Below are 19,519 nucleotides of genomic sequence, written 5' to 3' on the forward strand. Positions count from 1 at the left end.
CATTTGGAAGCGCGTTCGAATTTATTTGTATTCACGCGGGGATATAAAACCGTGCTGTGCTTTTTGCTGTGTGATCCGCCGAAAACTGAACTAAAAAGGAGCATTCGGTTCTTTTCAGGAGGCTCCGGTGGCGGCCACCCCAAATATTTTCAGCGTTTCTCCATCCACGCCATTTCTGCAGGCAACCGTGGAAGCGTTGCTCTCTGGGCAGTTGATCCCGGGGTTTCAGGCGGACGATAACCCGCTGGCGCTGGCTGATGTCACCATCTACGTGCCAACCCGCCGTGCTGCCAGAACCTTGCCGGATGTCCTGCGCAGAGCCTTGGGCTCCAAAGCCGCCTTGTTGCCTAAGATCCTGCCACTCGGTGATGTAGACGAAGAAGAGCACATCCTGAAAGGTCATGGGGATGGCGAAGCGCTGCCACCCGCCATGTCCACCATGGAACGCAAGCTCGCGATGACGCGTCTTGTATGGGCATGGAAGGGTCAGCTCCGCCGCCAGATCTTGCAGCTCAAAGAAGATGACCCAGCCCGCGTTCCAGCGTCCTCCGCGGATGCCGCATGGCTCGCGGGCAACCTGCTCACACTCATGGATGAGGTGCAGACAGAAGAGGCCAGCTGGACAGAGCTGGGCAACCTTGTCCCCGACGATCACGCCGAATACTGGAAAATCACGCTTGAGTTTCTGAAGATTGTCACCGACCTGTGGCCCGAGCACCTGAAGGCCATCGGCATGATGGACCCAAAGGAGCGCCGCTCAGCCCTCATCCGCGCCGAAGCCGCCCGCCTGCGCACAACACCACCACGCGGTCCGGTCATTGTAGCTGGTGCAACCGGTTCCTTCCCGGCAACGGCTGAGCTGATGAAAGCCGTGCTGAACTTGGAGAACGGAGCCCTTGTCCTTCCTGCGCTCGATATGGGCATGGATGCCGAAAGCTGGCAGGCGCTTGGCAGCCCGACAGAACCACAACGCGTTCCCGGCCATCCCCAATACAGCCTCCGCCAACTACTTCTTGCGCTGGGCATAAAACGAGAAGACGTTACACAGCTGGGCGCACCGGAAAGCGAAGCCTTGCGCCTGCGCTGCGAGATCGTCAACGAAGCGCTCCGCCCAGCAGAAACAACGGAAGAGTGGCAAAACTTCTTCACCTCAGAGCTGGCAGAACACAGAGAGACCGCCTTCGCAGGCACGCAGCTGATCACAGCGCGAAACGAATCCGAAGAAGCGCTCTCAATCGCCTTGTTGCTGCGTGAGGCGGTGGAAGCAGGCAAATCGACTGCGCTGATCTCGCCAGACAGAACACTGGCCCGCCGCGTGGCATCAGAGCTGACCCGCTGGGGCATCATCGTAGACGACACTGCAGGTCGCCCATTAGAGCAGACACCACCCATGGTGCTTGCCATCCTCACCGCAAAGCTTGCCCTGCAAGGCCTCGATCCCGTCAACCTGCTGGCTCTGCTCAAACATCCGCTCGCCTTCCTCTGTATGAAGGCCAAGGAAGTCCGTTCCGCCGCCCGTGCATTGGAACGCGGTGTCCTGCGTGGCCCGCATCCAAGGCCGGGCCTCAGTGGTCTGCGTGAAGCGGTGGCAGCTGCCCATGATCTGGCCATGGAGAAGGCCGACAGACCAGTTTCCCGCTGGCGCAAGCTGGTGGAAGAAGACTGGAACGCCATCAACACCCTGCTGGACCGTTTGGAACAAGCGCTCGGCCCACTGGAAGCCCTGCTGCAAAATCCAAATGAGATCCCGGTCGAAGACATCATCAAAACCCACGTGGATGCGGTCCTGCTGCTTGGGGCTGATGAAAACGGCTCCACGGAAGAGCTGTTCAGTGGCGAAAACGGTAAGGCGCTTGCCGAAACCCTGACGTCATTGCTGGAGGCTGATGCTGCGGGCCTCTGCGTGCCTGCCAATGAATGGCCCGGCGTGTTTGGTGCCCTCATCACTGGCGGCGCCGTCCGCTCCCGCACACCTGCCGATCCCCGCATCCATCTGCTCGGCCCCATGGAAGCCCGCCTCCAGCGTTACGACCTCGTCGTCCTCGGTGGACTGAACGAAGGCACATGGCCGCAGCGCACCCGCAATGATCCATGGCTCAACCGCCCGATGAAAGGCCAGATCGGCCTTGACCCGCCAGAGCGTAAAATCGGCACCTCCGCCCACGATTTCCTCTGGAACCTTGGCGCGCCGGAAGTGGTCCTGTCCCGCTCTGAGCGTGTAGATGGCTCCCCAACCGTGGCCTCCCGCTGGCTTCAGCGCATCGTGACACTCGCTGGCCAAAGTGTTGAGCAGCAGATGCGCGCCAAAGGCAAACGCTACACCGAGCTGGCTCTCGTGCTCGACCGCTCAGAAACACCGGTTCGTCCAGCCAAGCGCCCGGAACCAAAGCCACCAGTGGAAGCCCGACCAGTCCAGCTTTCTGTCACAGCAATTGAAAACCTGATCCGCGATCCATACCTCATCTACGCCAAAAACGTGCTGAAGCTGGACGAGGTTGACCCGATTGGCGGCGAACCAGGTGCTGCAGACAAAGGCAACATCATCCACGATGCGCTGGCAAACTTCCTTGAGGATTGGGATGGCCCGTTTGATGAGAAAGCCGTCCGTGCCCTGATAACTGAAGGGGGACGCCTGTTCCGCCCGCTGGATGCCTTCCCCGCCATTCGCGCCCTGTGGTGGCCGCGCTTTGAGCGTATCGCGGAAGAGTTTGTCGCTTACGAAGGCGAAGTCGCGCCGAAGATCTACGACCGCTTCCTTGAAGAGTACGGCAAAGTGGAAATGCAACGCCCGGAGCGCAACTTCACGCTCACAGGCCGTGCAGACCGCATCGATCAGATGAAAGACAACAGCTTGCGCGTGGTAGATTACAAAACTGGCCAACCGCCCTCTGCCAAACAGGTCGAAGCGTTGCTCTCACCACAGCTGCCGCTGGAAGTCGCCATGATCCGTCGGAAGGGTTTTGAGGATCTGCCCCATGACATGCCAATCTCCGACATGCTCTACATCCAGCTCAAAGGCGGCAGCGATGCTGTGAAGTTAGAGAGCCGTGTGCCAAAGGAAAGCACCGCCGAAGAATTGGCAGAAGAAGCATGGAAACGCTTGGAACAACTCGTCGCTGCCTATGAAAACCCTCGCAAAGGCTATCTCTCCAGAGCACGTGTGCTGAAGGAAAGGGAATGGGCCGCCTCCTATGATCATCTCGCCCGCGTGCAGGAATGGTCCCTCGGAGAAGACGGGGAGGATGCATAATGGATATTCCAGCAAAAACCCTCGATAGCCAACAACGTGCAGCGCATCCTGAAAACTCAGCATGGGTGAGTGCAAATGCAGGCTCCGGCAAAACATTCGTGCTTGCCCGCCGCGTGGTCCGCTTGCTGCTGTCCGGCACCGACCCATCCCGCATCCTCTGCCTCACCTTCACCAAGGCAGCAGCGGCGGAGATGGCAACCCGCGTATTCGATTCCCTCGCCAAGTGGACACAGCTGAGCGATGCTGAGCTTGCCGCCGAGATCGAGGATATCGAAGGCCGACCGACTTCAACAAAACAGCTGGCAAACGCCCGTCGCCTCTTCGCAAAAGCACTGGAAACACCGGGCGGTCTGAAGATCCAGACCATCCACGCTTTCTGTGAAGCGCTGCTCCACCAGTTCCCGCTGGAAGCCAACGTGGCAGGCCACTTCTCCGTGCTGGATGATCGCCTCGCGGAAGAGCTGCTCAATGAGGCCCGCGCCAGCGTTCTGCACAGTGCAGAGATTGAGCCGGACTCCGACATCGGGTCAGCTCTGTCCCAGCTTATCGAACTATTACCGGATTCAGGTGTTGAGAAAGCTCTCTCTGAGTTGATCAGCCGCCGCGATGCATTCTATCGCTGGGTCGCTCCTTATGGGGACCTGGAAAGCGCAGTTTCCGCGCTATATGCTGATTTCTCCGTCATGCCGGCTGATGATATGTCTGGCTTTGCATCTGCGTTGCGACGGAATTCTTCTCTCAGTGACGACGAAGTAAAAGCGTTTGCAGAAGCCTTACGCGTCGGCTCCAAGACAGATCAGGACCGAGCCGCTGCTCTGGATCAGGCCATCACGCTCAAAAGCGATGAAGCCTGGCGCATCGCATGGTTGAAGATCTTCCTCACTGGAACCCTTAGTCCGCGCAAGTCTCTCGCCACCAAGAAGGTACAAACAGCCTTCCCGGAAGTGGTCGAGCGCTTGTTTGCCGAGCAAATGCGCGTATTGGAGGCTCTGCAGCACCTGAATGCCGTCATAACGGTTTCTGGAACCAAAGCGATCCTCACCCTATCAGATGCGGTTCTACGCTATTACGAGACGGAAAAACTCCGTCGCGGTTACCTCGATTTTGAAGATCTGGTGGTCAAATCTGCGCAGCTCCTCTCCAGAGCTGAAGCCGCTCAATGGGTGCAGTACAAACTGGACCAAGGCCTCGACCACATCCTAGTTGATGAAGCGCAGGACACCAGCCCGCGCCAGTGGGAGGTAATCCGCGCGCTGGCAGAAGAATTCTTCGCTGGTGACAGTGCGCGAGAGAAAGTCCGTACCATCTTCGCGGTAGGCGACGAGAAGCAATCCATCTACTCTTTCCAGGGCGCTGTTCCGGCTTACTTTGCTGAGATGCGCAAGTTCTTCGCCCGTCGGGCTGAGGAAGCGCAGAAGAATTTCGAGGGCATTGAACTCAACCTCTCCTTCCGCTCCACACCGGATGTGTTGGGTGCGGTTGATAAGGTGTTTGACACACCGGAAACCTACAAAGGCCTGTCACAGGACAATGTTGCACCGGTACACGAAGCGATCCGGCACAACGATCCGGGACGTGTTGAAATCTGGCCACTGGAAGAAGCCGTTGAAACGCTGGAACCAGACGATTGGACCCAGCCCATTGATGCAATCGGCACAGGCAACCCGATGTTGCGCCTCGCCACCCGCATTGCAGAGCAGATCAAGGACTGGGACCAACGCAAAATCGCAGGCCCGGGGGATGTGCTGGTACTGGTCCGCAAGCGCGGTCAGTTTGTGGAAGCGCTCAACCGCGAGCTCAAACGTCTGGATGTACCCGCCGCGGGGTCTGATCGCCTTGTTCTGACGGATCACATCGCCGTCAAAGACCTTGTCGCGCTGGGCCGCTTTATTCTGCTGCCGGAAGATGACCTGTCTCTCGCCTGCGTTCTCAAAAGCCCGCTCTTTGGCTTGCTGGATGATGACCTCTTTGAGATCGCCCACGAAACACCAGGTGTCCCAAGACCGGGGACTCTCTGGCATGAGCTGCTGAGAAAGTCAGAGAACAGCGAGAAGTGGCAAGAAATTCGCAAGCAGTTGGTCGTCTGGCGTGACCGTGCCGACTTCGTTCCACCCTTCGAGTTTTTCGCCAAGATCATGGGAACCGACGGCTATCGCCAGAAGTTCCGTGAGCGCCTCGGCACAGAAGTGGATGACGTGCTTGATGAGTTCCTTTCATTGACGCTCACCTATGAAAAGAGCGGCACACCCGGCATGGAAGGCTTCCTTGCATGGCTGGCTGAAGCGCCAACTGAGATCAAACGCGAGCTCAACGCCGCTAAAGGCATGGTCCGCATCATGACCGTTCATGGCTCAAAGGGATTGGAAGCGCCCTACGTTATTCTCGTTGATGGCTGCAATGCACCCGTCTCCAGCCTGCATGCGCCGGTGATGGTTGAAAAACAACGGGCAGGGGATACGGAAGCAGCGCCCGCTCTCGTCTGGCTCCCCAACAAAGCACAGCGCACCGAATGGCATGAAGAAGCGCTGGAACTGCTGGCAGAAGAGCAGAAAGAAGAATATCGCCGCTTGCTCTATGTAGCTCTCACCCGCGCCAAGGATCGGCTTGTCGTGTGTGGCTGGTCACCCAAGCGTGGCCCGCATGAGGAATGCTGGTACACACTCACCCGCAACGGCTTGATTGAGGAAGCACGTGAGCAAACAGATGCCAACGGTGAAGTGTCAGCGTGGATCTGGACCAAGAATGGTATAGAAAAGCCAGAACCGATCTTGCCGCAATCTGAAAAGATTGAGAGCCGGAAACAAGCTGTTATGCCGGACTGGGTCTCAACAAACGTCAGCACGCCTGAGCGTATCCGCCGCGTAAAACCATCTGCCGCCTTTGAGGAGATGGAAGCAAAAGAGAACATCGAGCAGCAAGATCCGAAAGATGCTCTGGAAGCAGCCCGCCAGCCAGAAGACTGGCCACTGGTCCGTGGCCGCATCGTTCACAGATTGCTTGAGTTCCTGCCTGATCTGTCCGAAGAACAACGCGTGGTATCTGCTGAAAGGTTCCTTGCCAGTTCCCTGCCGGAGCGCTTTGCGGACAATAAGGAACGTCTGCTGGATGATGTGTTGGGTACGCTGGGCAACCCTGAGTTTGCAGAGCTGTTCAGCGCCAATGGCAGGGCCGAAGTTCCAATACAGGGCATGCTCACGGGTGAGGATGGCAAACCGGTTGAGATCTTCGGTCTGATTGACCGTTTGCTGGTCAATGACAAAGAAGTGATCATTCTCGACTTCAAGACAAATGCCTACGTTCCAAGGAGCGTGCACGAAGTCTCCGAAACGTATGTTGCGCAGCTGGCTGTTTATAGAAAATTGCTTTCTGAGCTTTATCCTGATCGGAGAATAAGAGCGCTGCTCCTCTATACGTCAGGTCCTCATTTGGTAGAAATACCAGTGGAACTGATGAAATCTTTTAAATTCTAGTCGAATGTTGAGAATTCGTTCGCTTGACGCTCGGCACTTGCGTTCTTACTTTCAGGGCAACAGAGTTTGCTCAGTTGGGGCGACTCAACCTGCACTATGAAAAGAGGCAAAAATGGCCACTGTGAATGTTGAAGACGGTAACTTCGAAGCTGAAGTACTTCAGAGCTCGACCCCTGTTCTCGTAGATTTTTGGGCGACCTGGTGTGGTCCTTGTAAAATGATTGCGCCGTCCCTCGAAGAAATCTCTGAGGAAATGGCTGGTCAGGTCAAAGTTGCTAAGTTGGATATCGACAGCAACCAGCAGAGCGCAATGAATTATGGCGTTCGCTCTATCCCAACCATGATCCTGTTCAAGGATGGTCAGCCTGCTGCAACCCTCGTAGGTGCACAGCCTAAGGGCAAAATTGCTGATTGGATTAAGCAGTACTCTTAATTTTGAGGGTATCTGCAACGAAATGCTGAGTAAAATCGGGCATTCTGAGGATCTCCGGTCATGGAAGTGGCCGGAGGTCTTTTGTTTTTGTCAAACAGCGACTAAATAAAGACCGGATAGATTTTTGCGCGGGCGCCTTAGGGCAGCCCTTGCAGTGCTTTGCTCCTTGGTAAAAAGAGCAAGTTTTAAGAGACGGGATGACGATGAGCGATCAAAATAAAACTCCGCAGGCAGAAGAGCAGGTAAATCCGGAAGCTGTGGTTGACGAAACTGCGAATGGAGCCGAGCAGGCAGAAGTTGCTGCGGAAGTAGATCCAATCGAGGCGCTGAGAGAAGAAAATGCTGCCCTGAAGGACCGCGCTTTGCGCACCATGGCAGAAATGGAAAACCTGCGCCGTCGGACTGAAAAAGAAGTCAAAGACGCCAAAGCCTACGCAGTCGCAGGCTTCGCGCGTGACATGCTGGTGGTCAATGACAACCTTGGCCGTGCAATCGATGCATTGCCAGATGACGCACGTGAAAACGACGAAAACCTGAAGGCGCTGGTTGAAGGCGTTGAAATGGTAGAGCGCGAAATGCTTAACCACCTGGAAAAGCACGGTGTGAAGCGTCTTTCACCTGAAGGCGATAAGTTCAACCCGCACTTCCATCAGGCGATGTTTGAAGTGCCGAACACAGAAGTTCCAAATAACACTGTGGTTCAGGTTGTTCAGGCTGGCTACGTCATCGGCGAGCGCGTCCTGCGCCCTGCAATGGTCGGGGTCTCCAAAGGCGGCCCAAAAATCGCTCCAGTTGCCGACAAAACAGCAGAGCCAGGCTCCACAATCGACAAAGAAGCCTAAAAACAAAAGCCCTCAAGACACTGAGGGCTTCTCAAAAGAATTCCAAAACGGAGGTCGATACACGGCCTCCGTTTTTTGTTGTGGGGATGCCAGAAGCTCTGCAAGAAACGCAGGGCTGAGTTGAACTTCTCGGCGCTGTCCCCAAACGCTTCACAGGATCTAAGGCTATTTAAATCTCACAAATGAAGTAGTGTAGTTCTCCGGTTGATTTTTTAAGATGGCTGTCTAATACCAGCAGACTTGAATTCAACGACTTTGCGGGCATGACGTAGATGCATTCTGAGATCTGGCAGTACCTGGACTTTTTTGGCGTGGCCGTATTCGCCGTGACTGGTGGGCTGGTCGCTGCACGTCTGCGTCAGGATTTTATCGCTTTTCTGTTCTTTTGCTCTTTGACAGGTATCGGTGGCGGCACCCTGCGGGACACCTTGCTTGATGTGCCGGTCTTCTGGATCGAAGACGAGAGCTACCTCTATGTCTGTGTGGCCGTCTCAATTGCCATGTGGTTCATCGCTCATAAGGTCGAAGCATGGGGCCGCCCGTTGCGTTGGCTCGATGCGATTGGTGTCGCGTCCTATTCGGTAATGGGCGCTGCAAAAGCGATTTCACTGGGTGATACTGCTGCGGTTGCTGTCCTCATGGGTGTTGCTACGGCGACATTTGGTGGAATCTTGCGCGATATCATCGCTGGCCAGCCATCTGCACTGCTGCAAAGAGAGATCTACCTTGCGGCTGCGCTTGCTGGTGCGATCACATACACCTCTACGCTCATGGCAACAGGAGAAAGCAACCTCGCTGCTGCTTTGGGTTTTGCTGCAGCGATGATTTTACGTGGTGGCGCAATCGCAAGAGACTGGTATCTACCAAGCTACACACCACCAAAGAAAAAAGACATGGATGAGCTGGACTAAGGTCCTCAGCTACAGCGTAATCCTGAAGAGCAGCTCCGATTTGCGAATGAGACTACGCACGCAATAAAGAACTAGAGCTTCATGTGCGAACGCACCTGCACGCCACATGCTCTAAACGCGCAAATAAACGTGTCCGGCAACTGCAAGGTCTGCCAGAGCCGTGCCTGTTGATTTGAAAAGCGTGATTTGCTCGTAAAAGCGCCGTCCTGCCCGATCCCCCTGACACAACTCCGCCAGATCAGAAGCAATGTCCTGCAGGCTCAAAACGCCATCCGCAAGGGGCTCTTTGAGGTCCCCCGCGGTTGTTGGTGTGTTGTCATAGCTGTCCAGAAACAGCCGCGCCTGCGAGATAACCGTATCATCACACTCTCGCTGATCAGCATGCATGGAGCCAACCTGATCCAGATGCGTTCCCTCTTGTAGCCATTCCCCTTGAATGATTGGCGTGTTCGCACTTGTCGCACAGCACACAATATCTGCGCCTCTGACAGCCCCACCCAGATCCGTTGTCGCTGAAACCTTAAAAGGTTGCCCCTGCATATGCACCACCAACTGCTGAGCAGCAGCAGGGCTTCGGTTCCAGACCAGAACCTCCTTGATGGGGCGAACAGAAGCATGCGCATCAACCAGATAAGGTGCAAGGTTTCCAGCACCCACCATCAGCAAACGGGAAGAGTCTTCGCGCGAAAGATAAGAGGAGGCCAACGCCGATGTTGCGGCTGTGCGCCAGTTGACCAGCGCTTTGCCATCCAGAAGCGCAAGTGGCGTCCCCGTTTTGCCAGACTGCAAAAGATACACGCCAGCAACAGCAGGTGCGTTATGCTCCAGTGATGTGGGAAGACAACTCTCCAGACGCGTGCCAATAAACCCGCGCTCAATAGTATTTTGAGCCGCAAAGTCATGCCATGCAGAAGAGATGGTGAGAGAGCCGTCATCAAGGCCAGTTGGACGTGCAATTCTTTGTGTGTGCGGGGAAGGGGCCACCACACCAACACGAAATGCACGTCTCAGCGTCTCAAGAATATCGCGAAAGCTCATCACCCTCTCAATGTCCTGAGCTGTGATGATCCGCATTCGCAATCCCCGTGTTAAACGTCAGGGCAGAGTAATAAAGCGGTTAGGCTGCTTTTTTATGGTCGGGTGATGGCAGGCCGGGTGCAATGTCACCCTGTGCCACCTTACGCAGCGAATCCGCTTCATGTTTAAGCTGGTTCGCTTCTCGTTTTTGAACACGAGCCTCTTTACGGAACCGTCCTTGTCGCATCCAGGTCGCCACTCCGCCAAGCATCACGCCCAGTCCAACAGCGCCAAACAGCAACCAGAAAACCGGAATGTTGAACGTCAACATCGGATCCTCTGGGTTAAAGGGGTTAAGCGAAATCAGCGTGGAATGCCGGTTCGCAACCGCAAGGACTACAAGTAGAGCTGCTATAGGTATAAGCAGCAAATTCCGAAGGAAACGAGCCAATGTATTACTCCAGGATCAGTCGTCTTCGCCGTGATCCGTACCGTCGTTCAGTCGTTCGCGCATTTCTTTGCCGGTTTTGAAGAACGGAACGAACTTTTCGCCAACTTCAACTTTTTGGCCAGTTCTTGGATTGCGTCCAACGCGTGCCGGGCGGTTCTTCACTGAGAACGCACCAAAGCCACGCAGCTCGACGCGGTCACCGCGCATCAGCGCTTCGGTAACTTCATCAAGAATGGCGTTTACGATATTCTCTACATCGCGTTGATAGAGATGCGGATTACGCTCCGCAATAGTCTGTACTAATTCCGATTTAATCATGCTTTGCCCCCCCAAGTGCTGAGACTGTTGCCGCATCCGGAGCCTGCCAAACAGACACGAGACCGTCAAGCGGTAGGCTTGAATCTACGACACTTTTTGCTGTTTTGAGAAGTGAGATGACCAAATTCTGGTTCTCACTACCCAAAAAGCCTAATAAATTTGCAGGGAACGGGAGTGACCGCTCGTCTGATTCTGGTTTCCAGTCGATGATTTCCAAATCACTGGAAAGCCCTTTTTCGTCAATAAGCCACTGATGCGCAGCCTGCTCGCCACCAATCTCATCGATCAGTTCAAGGTCTTTTGCCTGGTGTCCGGTGTAAACCTGACCGTTCGCCAGCTGAAGTGCACGCTCTTTAGAAAGGCCTCTGCGTTCTGCAACAAGTCCAACGAACCACATATAGGTATCGTCAATCAGTTCCTGCAAAGTTTCCTTCACTTCAGGCGTGGCTGGCTCATAAAAGTTTGGCTCAGCTTTCAATGGTGCGCTTTTGATCGCATCCATTTCAACGCCAATCTTCTCGAGCAACCCTTTAGCATTGCCATACTGGAAGAGAACACCGATAGATCCGGTCAAAGAGGTGTATTGAGCAACAAGGTGATCACTGGCAATTGCGGAAAGATAAGCAGCCGAAGCGCCAAGCGTCGTGATGGACGCTGTCAAAGGCTTCTTCTCAGCAATCTTGCGCAGCGCATTGTAAAGCGCTTCACCACCAGAAGTGGTGCCACCGGGAGAATTAATGGAGACGATGACGCCTTGCACGGTGTCATCTTTTGCGATTGCTTCAAGCATCTCCAACTGGCGGCGATCATAGGTGATCGGTCCGTTGATTTCGATGCGAGCAATATGCTTTTCAGAACGGGCAAACTCACCAAGGCCGGTTGCCTCAGCGCCTCCCCACAACAACAAAGCTGCAAGTGCTAAAAAACTAACAACACGCCAGAACGAAACTTTCCGTCTCAGGCGTCTGCGATCAATAAGAACGTCACTGTCTAGACTCATGGGGTCTTCCCGGTCAAACTCATTTAAGCGACTATAGGGAAACAATACCTAAGCTTTTGAATAAGCCAAGTGTTCTTTCTCTGCAGACGGTAAAAACACGACCATAAATTAAGCTTTGTCCCTGCCAAACGGTTAATTTGGGGAAGTAGGCTCTTAATTCTCCGAAAATTTCTGATTGTAATGCTAGTCGACTAAGATGCCAGAGAAAATGGCGATACTATGTTATTTTGCGTTTTCCTCTGCTTCCATAAGGTCTTCTTCGTGCGCAATCGCACTTTCCATCAGTGCGCGCCACATGGTCTCATAGGTCTGCGCATTCAGGCCATGCGCACGGGCATGGGCTTTTACGTTGCTGGCAACTTCCTCAACCCGGCTTTCAATGCGGGCAGACAGGCCAATTGGTTTTTTGATTTCAGCGGCGCGTGTGATGTAAGTCCAGCGCTCTGCAAACAGTGAAATCAGCTCGGAATCCAGACGATCAATTTCTGCGCGGATCTGAGTCATATCGTGACATTCGCTAGCAGAGTTCTTCATTAGTTTTTTGCTGCCTATCGGATTGAATGACGTGGCTAGGGAGTGCCACCTTTTGAAATGTCATACCCGAAATAAATGCATGGTCGCAACTAGCATATGTTTATCGCATAAAAAATCCGTTCCGTTCATCAGGAGGTGGGGGGGAGCTGAGAACGGAACGGGATCTGTATGGCCATGGGGCCAGTTGGACTTTTCGTCTTTTTTGGGCCACTGTTTTATCGATTGCTCTGAAAACCGATAGGTTCAGTGATCTTAATTCTTGACGCGAGAACTAGGGGCATAGTTCACCGCGCGCTGTTGGAAACCCAAAGCCGATTGCTGCAAGGACGGCGTAAAACGGGTTTCCAGTTAGCCCTGCGGTTTCGGGCGGACCGCTAGGGCATTCCGAAGTCTTGAAGCTGCCGGACCTTATTTTTGTTATTGGCCTCAACGATGTTTCAAGACGAACAGCACAGTGGAGTTCGAGAGAATGGGATACTCTCTTTCTCGCCATGTAAATTAATATACAGATGTTACTTGAATATAAATAGAAATCAGAAATAGAAAATTTCGAAAAGCGACTCTATCCTAGGTGGTGTATAGCAAATTAAAAGTTGTTATCAAATCTTATCATCAATTTACTATTGCTTATCTATTATGTTTATTTTGATTAAAGTGAATTAATATTTACATTAATTAAAATTGAGCGCATGTAAATGCTCCATATCACACAATTTGCTTTGTTTGCTTCTGGTGAAGTACAGGCGCGTTGTTAAAAAAGGGGCGTCTCCGCCCCTTTCTGATCGTACAGGTTTAAGATCTCTCCGATTAATCGAGAGAAAATGACATCACGCAAATTGCGACAGATGCCTTGGTAAAATTGTCCAGCCTAAATTGAGCGCGTAATACCGCCGTCAATGCGGATATTTTGTCCCGTCATGTAGCTGGAGGTATCCCCGGCAAGGAAAGCAATCAGATCAGCCACTTCCTGTGAGGTGCCATAACGCCCCATTGGAATGCGATCGCGGCGTTCTTCTTTCTCTGGCAAGCTATCGATAAAGCCTGGTAGGACGTTGTTCATGCGAATATTCGAGGATGCATACTTGTCCGCAAACAGCTTCGTAAACGCAGCAAGGCCAGCTCGGAACACACCGGATGTCGGGAAAAGCTCTTCCGGCTCAAACAGAGCATAGGTTGAGATGTTGACGAAGCTGCCTTTGCCCTGTGCCTCCATGATTGGAGTAACAATACGGGTGATGCGCACCACGTTCATGAGATAGAAGTCCATCCCTTTCGCCCAATCTTCATCGGTGAGCTCAAGGACCGGCCCTTTAGGCCCATGGCCAGCACTGCTGACAACCGTATCAATACGGCCCCACTTGTCCATCGCAATATCAACAAGACGCTGGAGATCCGCAGTTTCAAGGTTGGAGCCAGTCACACCGACACCACCAAGTTCCTCAGCCAGCTTCTCGCCTTTGCCAGAGGAAGAGAGGATGGCGACTTTATAACCGTCCTCTGCCAGCTTACGTGCAGCAGCAGCACCCATACCACTGCCACCAGCAACAATCAGCGCAACTTTCAAATCACTCATGAAACCCTCCTGAATTAAATTAGGACTATTCCATTTTCTGCTGGGCAATAAATCAAGTGACGATTTGTCATCACCCTGAGAGAAACCATGCTGAGGAGACAATATTTCTAGAACTGAGGTCCCTGACAGAAATGTGAGAAATTCAAATGCTCAGATTTCTATAAAATACTTCTACTTTTAACTGGTTGAAAATAACTATGTATAAATATCAGGAGTTAGAGCACGGTGTGTGAGTGCGAATGAACGCAACGTGCTCTAGGGCGAGAGCCACGAGATTCAGTCATTTCAAGCATATCGCCGAAAAGTAGACGCCGGTTTTCGGACAAAGATACGCAAACTGCTTTAGTTAAAGCCATTTTATGCATCGATAAGGGAGAAGTTTGTTGCAGGCAGATGTTATCACATCAAACGAGCTCGCCTCTGTGCAGCAGAGCTCTGCAACAAAAGCACTTCAAAACCCGCCTGTGCGCGTGTTGCAGTCTGCTGTTGAGGTAGCTGAACTGCAGCAGCAATGGCACCAGCTGGAGCAGGCTTCCAAAGGCAATCCGGTCTTTCAAAGCTATGCCTGGACCATGGCGATGCTTGAAAATCCTGCATCGGTCCAATCAGCTAAAATCTTCGCTGTCTACGACCAGCAAAGCCTGATCGCGGTTCTGCCGCTGCGCATTGAAAAGCAAAAGTCCCTGAAAGCGCTGACTGGTTTAGGAGAGCCTTTTCAGCAGTACTCAGAGATGCTGCTTACTCCCGGCTATAACCCTGCTGCCGTATTGGATTACCTGAAGCCACACCTTCAAAAGGCTGGTGCAGATGTTATCCACCTCCGCCAGATCAGAGAGGGCGGTGCACTCTATGAGTATGCCAGCACTCATTTTACCGAGGTCGGAGAGGCTGATGGCGCTCCATGGCTGGATCTGAACCAGTGGGATAGCTTTGAGGACTATCTGAAGTCCATCTCCGCCCGCTCCCGCAAAACCATCCGCAACCAACGCAATCGCCTCCACAAATCAGCAGGCCTTTCGCACCGCGTGATCCGGCAGGAAGACCCGGAACTCGAAGCCATGCTTCTGCGAACCCTAAACGGGCGTGAGAACTGGGTCGAAGCCATGGGTTACTCATCGCGCGCTCTGGAAGGCGATGGCTTGCAGAACGTCCTTCTCTCATTAAGCAAGGGCACGGCCAAAGGCTGCGAACTCATCGCTTTCGAGCTGAAGCATGGTGATTTGCCAATCTCTACCGAATGGGGTTTTCTGTTCGAAGGCTGCTATTCCGCTTACATGGCTGATTGGAATCCGGACTACGAACAATCCAGTCCCGGTAAACTTCACCAGATGGACGTCATCGAGGCGTGTTTTGCGCTTGGGATCGATAAAGTCGATTTCCTCAAGCCAGCATCCCGCTACAAGATGACATGGACCTCACAGGTCGCCAGTGTCTTTGATACCGTCAGCCCGCTCTCCTTCAAAGGACAGCTCTATGCCAGCCTCTGGCTCAAGAAGCTGCGCCCCTTAGCAAAGCGCATCGTACTCGCAATGCCAAAAGGTCCGAGAGCATTCCTGATGAGCTCCCTGAAGAAGATCAGGGGCTAACTCTGCTGGAGAGGCAGAACTCCCTGAAACAGGACGCTCCAAAGCTCTTTTCAGACATAAGCGCGCAAAAGAATGCGAAACAACGCAAATGAACGCACTTATCAACGCAACAAAAAAGCCCGCTCAAATGAGCGGGCTTTCTCGTAAAAATCTATTGCTAGATCTTATTCGTCGTCGTTCTGCTTCTTCATAGCTGCAGCGAGGATGTCGCCGAGAGAAGAGGAAGCGTCAGAAGAACCGTACTGTGCAACCGCTTCTTTTTCTTCAGCGATTTCAAGTGCCTTGATGGATACACCAACGCGGCGGGTCTTCTTGTCGAACTGAGTGATACGAGCTTCGATCACATCGCCAACGTTGAAGCGGGTAGGATCCTGCTCACCACGTTCACGGGACAAGTCAGCGCGACGGATGAATGCAGAGAGGTCGCCGTCTACGAGTTTAACGTCGAGACCACCGTCTTTGATTTCAGTCACTTCACACTTAACAATTGCGCCCTTACGAACAACATCGCCAGCGGATTCAAACGGATCAGCGTCGAGCTGTTTGATGCCGAGAGAGATACGCTCTTTCTCAACGTCAACGTCAAGAACGACTGCTTTAACAACATCGCCCTTCTTGTACTCTTCGATGACCTGCTCGCCCGGACGGTTCCAGTCCAGATCGGACAGGTGAACCATGCCGTCAACATCGCCTTCAAGACCGATGAACAGACCGAATTCGGTCTTGTTCTTAACTTCACCTTCTACGGTGGCGTTAAGTGGGTACTGCTGTGCGAATGCATCCCATGGGTTCTGCAGAGTCTGCTTGAGGCCCAGGGAGATACGGCGTTTGGAAGCGTCCACTTCAAGGATAACCACTTCAACTTCCTGGGAAGTAGAAACGATTTTGCCTGGGTGTACGTTCTTTTTGGTCCAGGACATTTCGGAGACGTGGATCAGGCCTTCGATGCCTGGCTCCAGTTCTACGAATGCACCGTAGTCGGTGATGTTGGTAACACGACCGGAGAACTTGGAATCCAGTGGGTATTTGGCTTCGATGCCATCCCATGGATCGGTTTCCAGCTGCTTCATGCCGAGGCTGATGCGGTGTGTTTCCTGGTTCACACGAACGATCTGCACCTTCACGGTCTGACCGATTGTCAGAACTTCGCTTGGGTGGTTGATACGACGCCATGCAATGTCGGTAACGTGCAGGAGGCCATCGATGCCACCAAGGTCAACGAATGCACCGTAGTCGGTGATGTTCTTAACAACACCCTCAACGGTCTGACCTTCTTCCAGGCTCTGAACGAGTTCAGAACGCTGTTCAGCGCGTGTTTCTTCCAGAACAGTACGACGAGATACAACGATGTTACCACGGCGCTTGTCCATTTTCAGGATCTGGAAAGGCTGTGGAGTGTGCATCAGAGGAGTAACGTCGCGTACTGGACGGATGTCTACCTGAGAGCGTGGCAGGAATGCTACTGCGCCGTCCAGATCAACGGTGAAGCCACCTTTAACCTGGTTGAAGATCTGACCAGTAACTTTTTCACCAGCTTCGAAAGCAACTTCAAGGCGAACCCAGCTTTCTTCGCGGCGTGCTTTGTCGCGGGACAGAACAGCTTCACCCATCGCGTTTTCAACGCGCTCAAGGTAAACTTCTACTTCATCGCCAACGGCCATTTCGCCGTCACGGCCTTTAGCGCCGAATTCCTTCATAGGAACGCGACCTTCAACCTTAAGACCTACGTCGATGACTGCGAGGTCTTTTTCGATAGCAACAACGATGCCTTTTACAACGGTGCCTTCAAAAAGGTCGGAAGTCGCAAAGGATTCTTCCAACAGAGCTGCAAAATCTTCAGCAGCAAAGTTTTGATTTTCCATAAAATCTCCTGATGCCATAAGAATGGCGCTCGCCGGCGGGTTTGTGTTAACACTAAAGGACAAGGGCTCCCGGTTTTCAACTCGCGTTGAAAAACAACCACTTACAAGTAAGTGGGCCGGCGAAAGCGGTCACACTTGTCCAAATTCGGTATCGTAACAGTCGCTTGATATAACAAACGCGAACTCCGAAGGCTGTTATGAAACAGCTGAATTCCGGGCGCGTTCGACGATATCCACAGCCGCACGAAATGCGGAGTCTATATCCATTTCTGTCGTATCAAGCAAGTGTGCATTTTCAGCGGGTTTTAATGGAGAGTCTTTTCTGGTGCTATCGCGCTCGTCGCGACGCTCCAGATCCACTAGGATTTCATTAAAATCTGCTGGAATTCCCTTGGTGTTCAACTCGTCTGTTCGGCGCTTTGCACGGGCTGCCGGAGAGGCGGTAATGAACAGTTTTGCGGTCGCGTCCGGGCACACAACAGTCCCGATATCACGGCCATCCAAAACAGCACCTGGCTCTTGATCAGCAAATGCACGCTGAAGGCTCACCAGTTCCTCGCGCAGGCCAGAAAGAACTGCAATGCGAGAGGCTACCTCACCAATTTCATGGGAAGAGAGCTGATTGCGATCCAAATTATCCAGATCAAGGTTCTGGGCGACAGAGATTGCAACGTTTTCATCACCAAGTGGCAGGCCGCGCGCAAGCAGCGCAGCGGCGACAGCACGATACGTCAAACCAGTATCCAGATGGCGGAGTCCAAAATGCGCAGCGAGCTGGCGTGCGAGCGTTCCCTTGCCAGATGCCGCTGGTCCATCCAGAGCAATAATCATGCAGCTTCCTCATTTTTATTTTCAAGCTTGCCACCCAGCTCACCAAACATGGAGAGGAAGGTTGGGAAGCTTGTCGCGATTGGCGCTGCATCATCGACCTGAACCGGCTTGTGTGCAGCGAGCCCCAGAATAAGGAAGCTCATTGCGATCCGGTGATCCAGATGTGTTGTAACAGTGCCACCGCCAATATTGTTTGCCCCACCAGTAACAGTCAGACTGTCCTGTTTTTCAACGCACGGAATACCGTTTGCTTCCAAACCACGTGCAACAGCAGCCAGGCGGTCTGACTCTTTGACACGCAGTTCTTCAAGACCAAGCATGACAGTGTCACCTTGAGCAAAAGCAGCAGCGACAGACAGAATTGGATATTCATCAATCATGGAAGGCGCCCGGTCCGCTGGAACCGTAATGCCCTTTAATCGCGAATACTTGGCGCGAATGTCGCCAATCTTTTCTCCGCCGCTTTCCCGTTCATTCGAGATGGTAATGTCTGCACCCATTTCAAGCAGACTAGTAATAAGTCCAATGCGATGCTCATTCAAAAGCACACCTTCAACAGTGACATCAGAACCCGGTGTGATCAGGGCAGCAATAATCGGGAAGGCTGCTGAAGATGGGTCACCAGGAACTGTAATATCCTGAGGCTGCAGCTTCGGTTGGCCTTGCAGCGTGATGATACGCTCACCGCTCTCGTTCACTTCAACCTTCAGGTCTGCGCCAAAACCAACCAGCATTTTCTCTGTATGGTCACGTGTCGCAACAGGTTCGATAACAGTTGTTGTACCAGCGGTATTCAAACCAGCCAGCAACACAGCGGATTTCACTTGCGCAGATGCCATTGGCACGCGGTAAGTAATTGGAATTGGTGTGTCACTGCCGCGGATAGAGGCTGGCAGACGGTCGCCGTTACGCGCAACAACCTGAACACCCATCTCACGCAACGGGTTAAGGACGCGGCCCATTGGGCGTCCAGACAGCGAGGCATCGCCAGTCATGGTGACGGCAATCGGGTGGCTCGCAAAAATACCCATTGCCAGACGTACGCCTGTACCCGCGTTTCCAAAGTCAATTGGAGCTTCCGGCTCAAGCAAGCTACCCAGTCCAACACCCTCAACCGTCCATGTGTCATCTTCCTGACGAACACACTTGGCACCAACAGCATTCATAGCCTTTGCTGTACCAATCACATCTTCTGATTCGAGAAGGCCAGAGATGGTGGTTTTGCCAAGCGCCAACGCGCCAAACATCAGAGAACGATGGGAGATAGACTTGTCACCTGGAACTTTGATCTGACCATTGAGCGGAGAGCCGCTGTAAGCGGTCACAATTTGCGGTGACGAATTATGGGACATGTTCATTTCCGGGGTTGCGAGACTTAAAAAACTAGTTCCTCCTAGCACGGAAGAAAAAGACAGTCACCCTAGGGCGCATTGAACTATTG

15 protein-coding genes are annotated in these 19,519 nt (G+C 53.0%); 6 read left to right on the forward strand and 9 right to left on the reverse strand.

From position 1 onward, the window contains the following. Window positions 1–127 precede the first annotated feature (127 nt). From addB to PsAD37_RS03120, 5 genes are all read left to right on the forward strand, one after another. On the forward strand, window positions 128–3,250 hold the full coding sequence (gene addB / locus PsAD37_RS03100; protein ID WP_063294884.1) for a double-strand break repair protein AddB: 3,123 nt from the start codon (window positions 128–130) through the stop codon (window positions 3,248–3,250). After that, a complete protein-coding gene (gene addA, locus PsAD37_RS03105) occupies window positions 3,250–6,720 on the forward strand; it encodes a double-strand break repair helicase AddA (protein WP_063294885.1) in 3,471 nt (1,156 codons plus the stop codon). Before addB ends, addA begins: the two co-directional genes overlap by 1 nt. Before the next feature lie 112 nt (window positions 6,721–6,832). After that, window positions 6,833–7,153, forward strand: coding sequence for a thioredoxin (gene trxA, locus PsAD37_RS03110; RefSeq protein WP_063286502.1), 321 nt, complete (start codon window positions 6,833–6,835; stop codon window positions 7,151–7,153). Window positions 7,154–7,356: 203 nt separating this feature from the next. Further along, window positions 7,357–7,995 carry a nucleotide exchange factor GrpE gene (gene grpE / locus PsAD37_RS03115; protein WP_063294969.1) on the forward strand — a complete coding sequence of 213 codons (639 nt, stop codon included), beginning with the start codon at window positions 7,357–7,359 and terminating at the stop codon, window positions 7,993–7,995. Window positions 7,996–8,267: 272 nt separating this feature from the next. Further along, window positions 8,268–8,906, forward strand: a complete 639-nt coding sequence (locus PsAD37_RS03120) for a trimeric intracellular cation channel family protein (RefSeq protein WP_063294886.1) — start codon at window positions 8,268–8,270, stop codon at window positions 8,904–8,906. A gap of 111 nt (window positions 8,907–9,017) precedes the next feature. Here PsAD37_RS03120 and PsAD37_RS03125 read toward each other — a convergent pair whose 3' ends face one another. The 6 genes from PsAD37_RS03125 to PsAD37_RS03150 form a co-directional block, all read right to left on the reverse strand. Further along, window positions 9,018–9,980 (reverse strand): ornithine cyclodeaminase family protein, encoded by a 963-nt coding sequence (locus tag PsAD37_RS03125; protein WP_063294887.1) that lies wholly within the window; start codon window positions 9,978–9,980, stop codon window positions 9,018–9,020. 43 nt (window positions 9,981–10,023) lie between these two features. Then, entirely contained in the window at window positions 10,024–10,254 is a 231-nt protein-coding gene (locus tag PsAD37_RS03130; protein ID WP_063294888.1) for a LapA family protein, read from the reverse strand. Between the two features lie 135 nt (window positions 10,255–10,389). After that, entirely contained in the window at window positions 10,390–10,692 is a 303-nt protein-coding gene (locus PsAD37_RS03135) for an integration host factor subunit beta (RefSeq protein ID WP_057462715.1), read from the reverse strand. After that, a complete protein-coding gene (sppA, locus tag PsAD37_RS03140) occupies window positions 10,685–11,692 on the reverse strand; it encodes a signal peptide peptidase SppA (protein WP_063294889.1) in 1,008 nt (335 codons plus the stop codon). Before sppA ends, PsAD37_RS03135 begins: the two co-directional genes overlap by 8 nt. A 222-nt stretch (window positions 11,693–11,914) precedes the next feature. Continuing rightward, the gene (locus tag PsAD37_RS03145) at window positions 11,915–12,196 is read right to left on the reverse strand and encodes a chorismate mutase (RefSeq protein ID WP_370446572.1); all 282 of its coding nucleotides are present in this window, start codon (window positions 12,194–12,196) and stop codon (window positions 11,915–11,917) included. Between the two features lie 898 nt (window positions 12,197–13,094). Beyond that, complete coding sequence (locus PsAD37_RS03150; RefSeq protein WP_063294890.1) at window positions 13,095–13,799, reverse strand: SDR family oxidoreductase; 705 nt, start codon at window positions 13,797–13,799, stop codon at window positions 13,095–13,097. Between the two features lie 383 nt (window positions 13,800–14,182). Between PsAD37_RS03150 and PsAD37_RS03155 the strand changes: the two genes are divergently transcribed. After that, on the forward strand, window positions 14,183–15,385 hold the full coding sequence (locus PsAD37_RS03155) for a GNAT family N-acetyltransferase (RefSeq protein WP_208991654.1): 1,203 nt from the start codon (window positions 14,183–14,185) through the stop codon (window positions 15,383–15,385). 164 nt (window positions 15,386–15,549) lie between these two features. Here PsAD37_RS03155 and rpsA read toward each other — a convergent pair whose 3' ends face one another. From rpsA to aroA, 3 genes are all read right to left on the reverse strand, one after another. Beyond that, window positions 15,550–17,247 (reverse strand): 30S ribosomal protein S1, encoded by a 1,698-nt coding sequence (gene rpsA / locus PsAD37_RS03160; protein WP_063286510.1) that lies wholly within the window; start codon window positions 17,245–17,247, stop codon window positions 15,550–15,552. Between the two features lie 195 nt (window positions 17,248–17,442). Further along, on the reverse strand, window positions 17,443–18,078 hold the full coding sequence (gene cmk, locus PsAD37_RS03165) for a (d)CMP kinase (RefSeq protein WP_063294892.1): 636 nt from the start codon (window positions 18,076–18,078) through the stop codon (window positions 17,443–17,445). Continuing rightward, the gene (gene aroA / locus PsAD37_RS03170; RefSeq protein ID WP_063294970.1) at window positions 18,075–19,430 is read right to left on the reverse strand and encodes a 3-phosphoshikimate 1-carboxyvinyltransferase; all 1,356 of its coding nucleotides are present in this window, start codon (window positions 19,428–19,430) and stop codon (window positions 18,075–18,077) included. The genes cmk and aroA overlap by 4 nt, the downstream gene beginning before the upstream one ends. Window positions 19,431–19,519: the final 89 nt, after the last annotated feature.

The sequence above is a fragment of the Pseudovibrio sp. Ad37 genome, from assembly GCF_001623075.1.
In the GTDB taxonomy this organism is placed as follows: Bacteria; Pseudomonadota; Alphaproteobacteria; order Rhizobiales; family Stappiaceae; genus Pseudovibrio.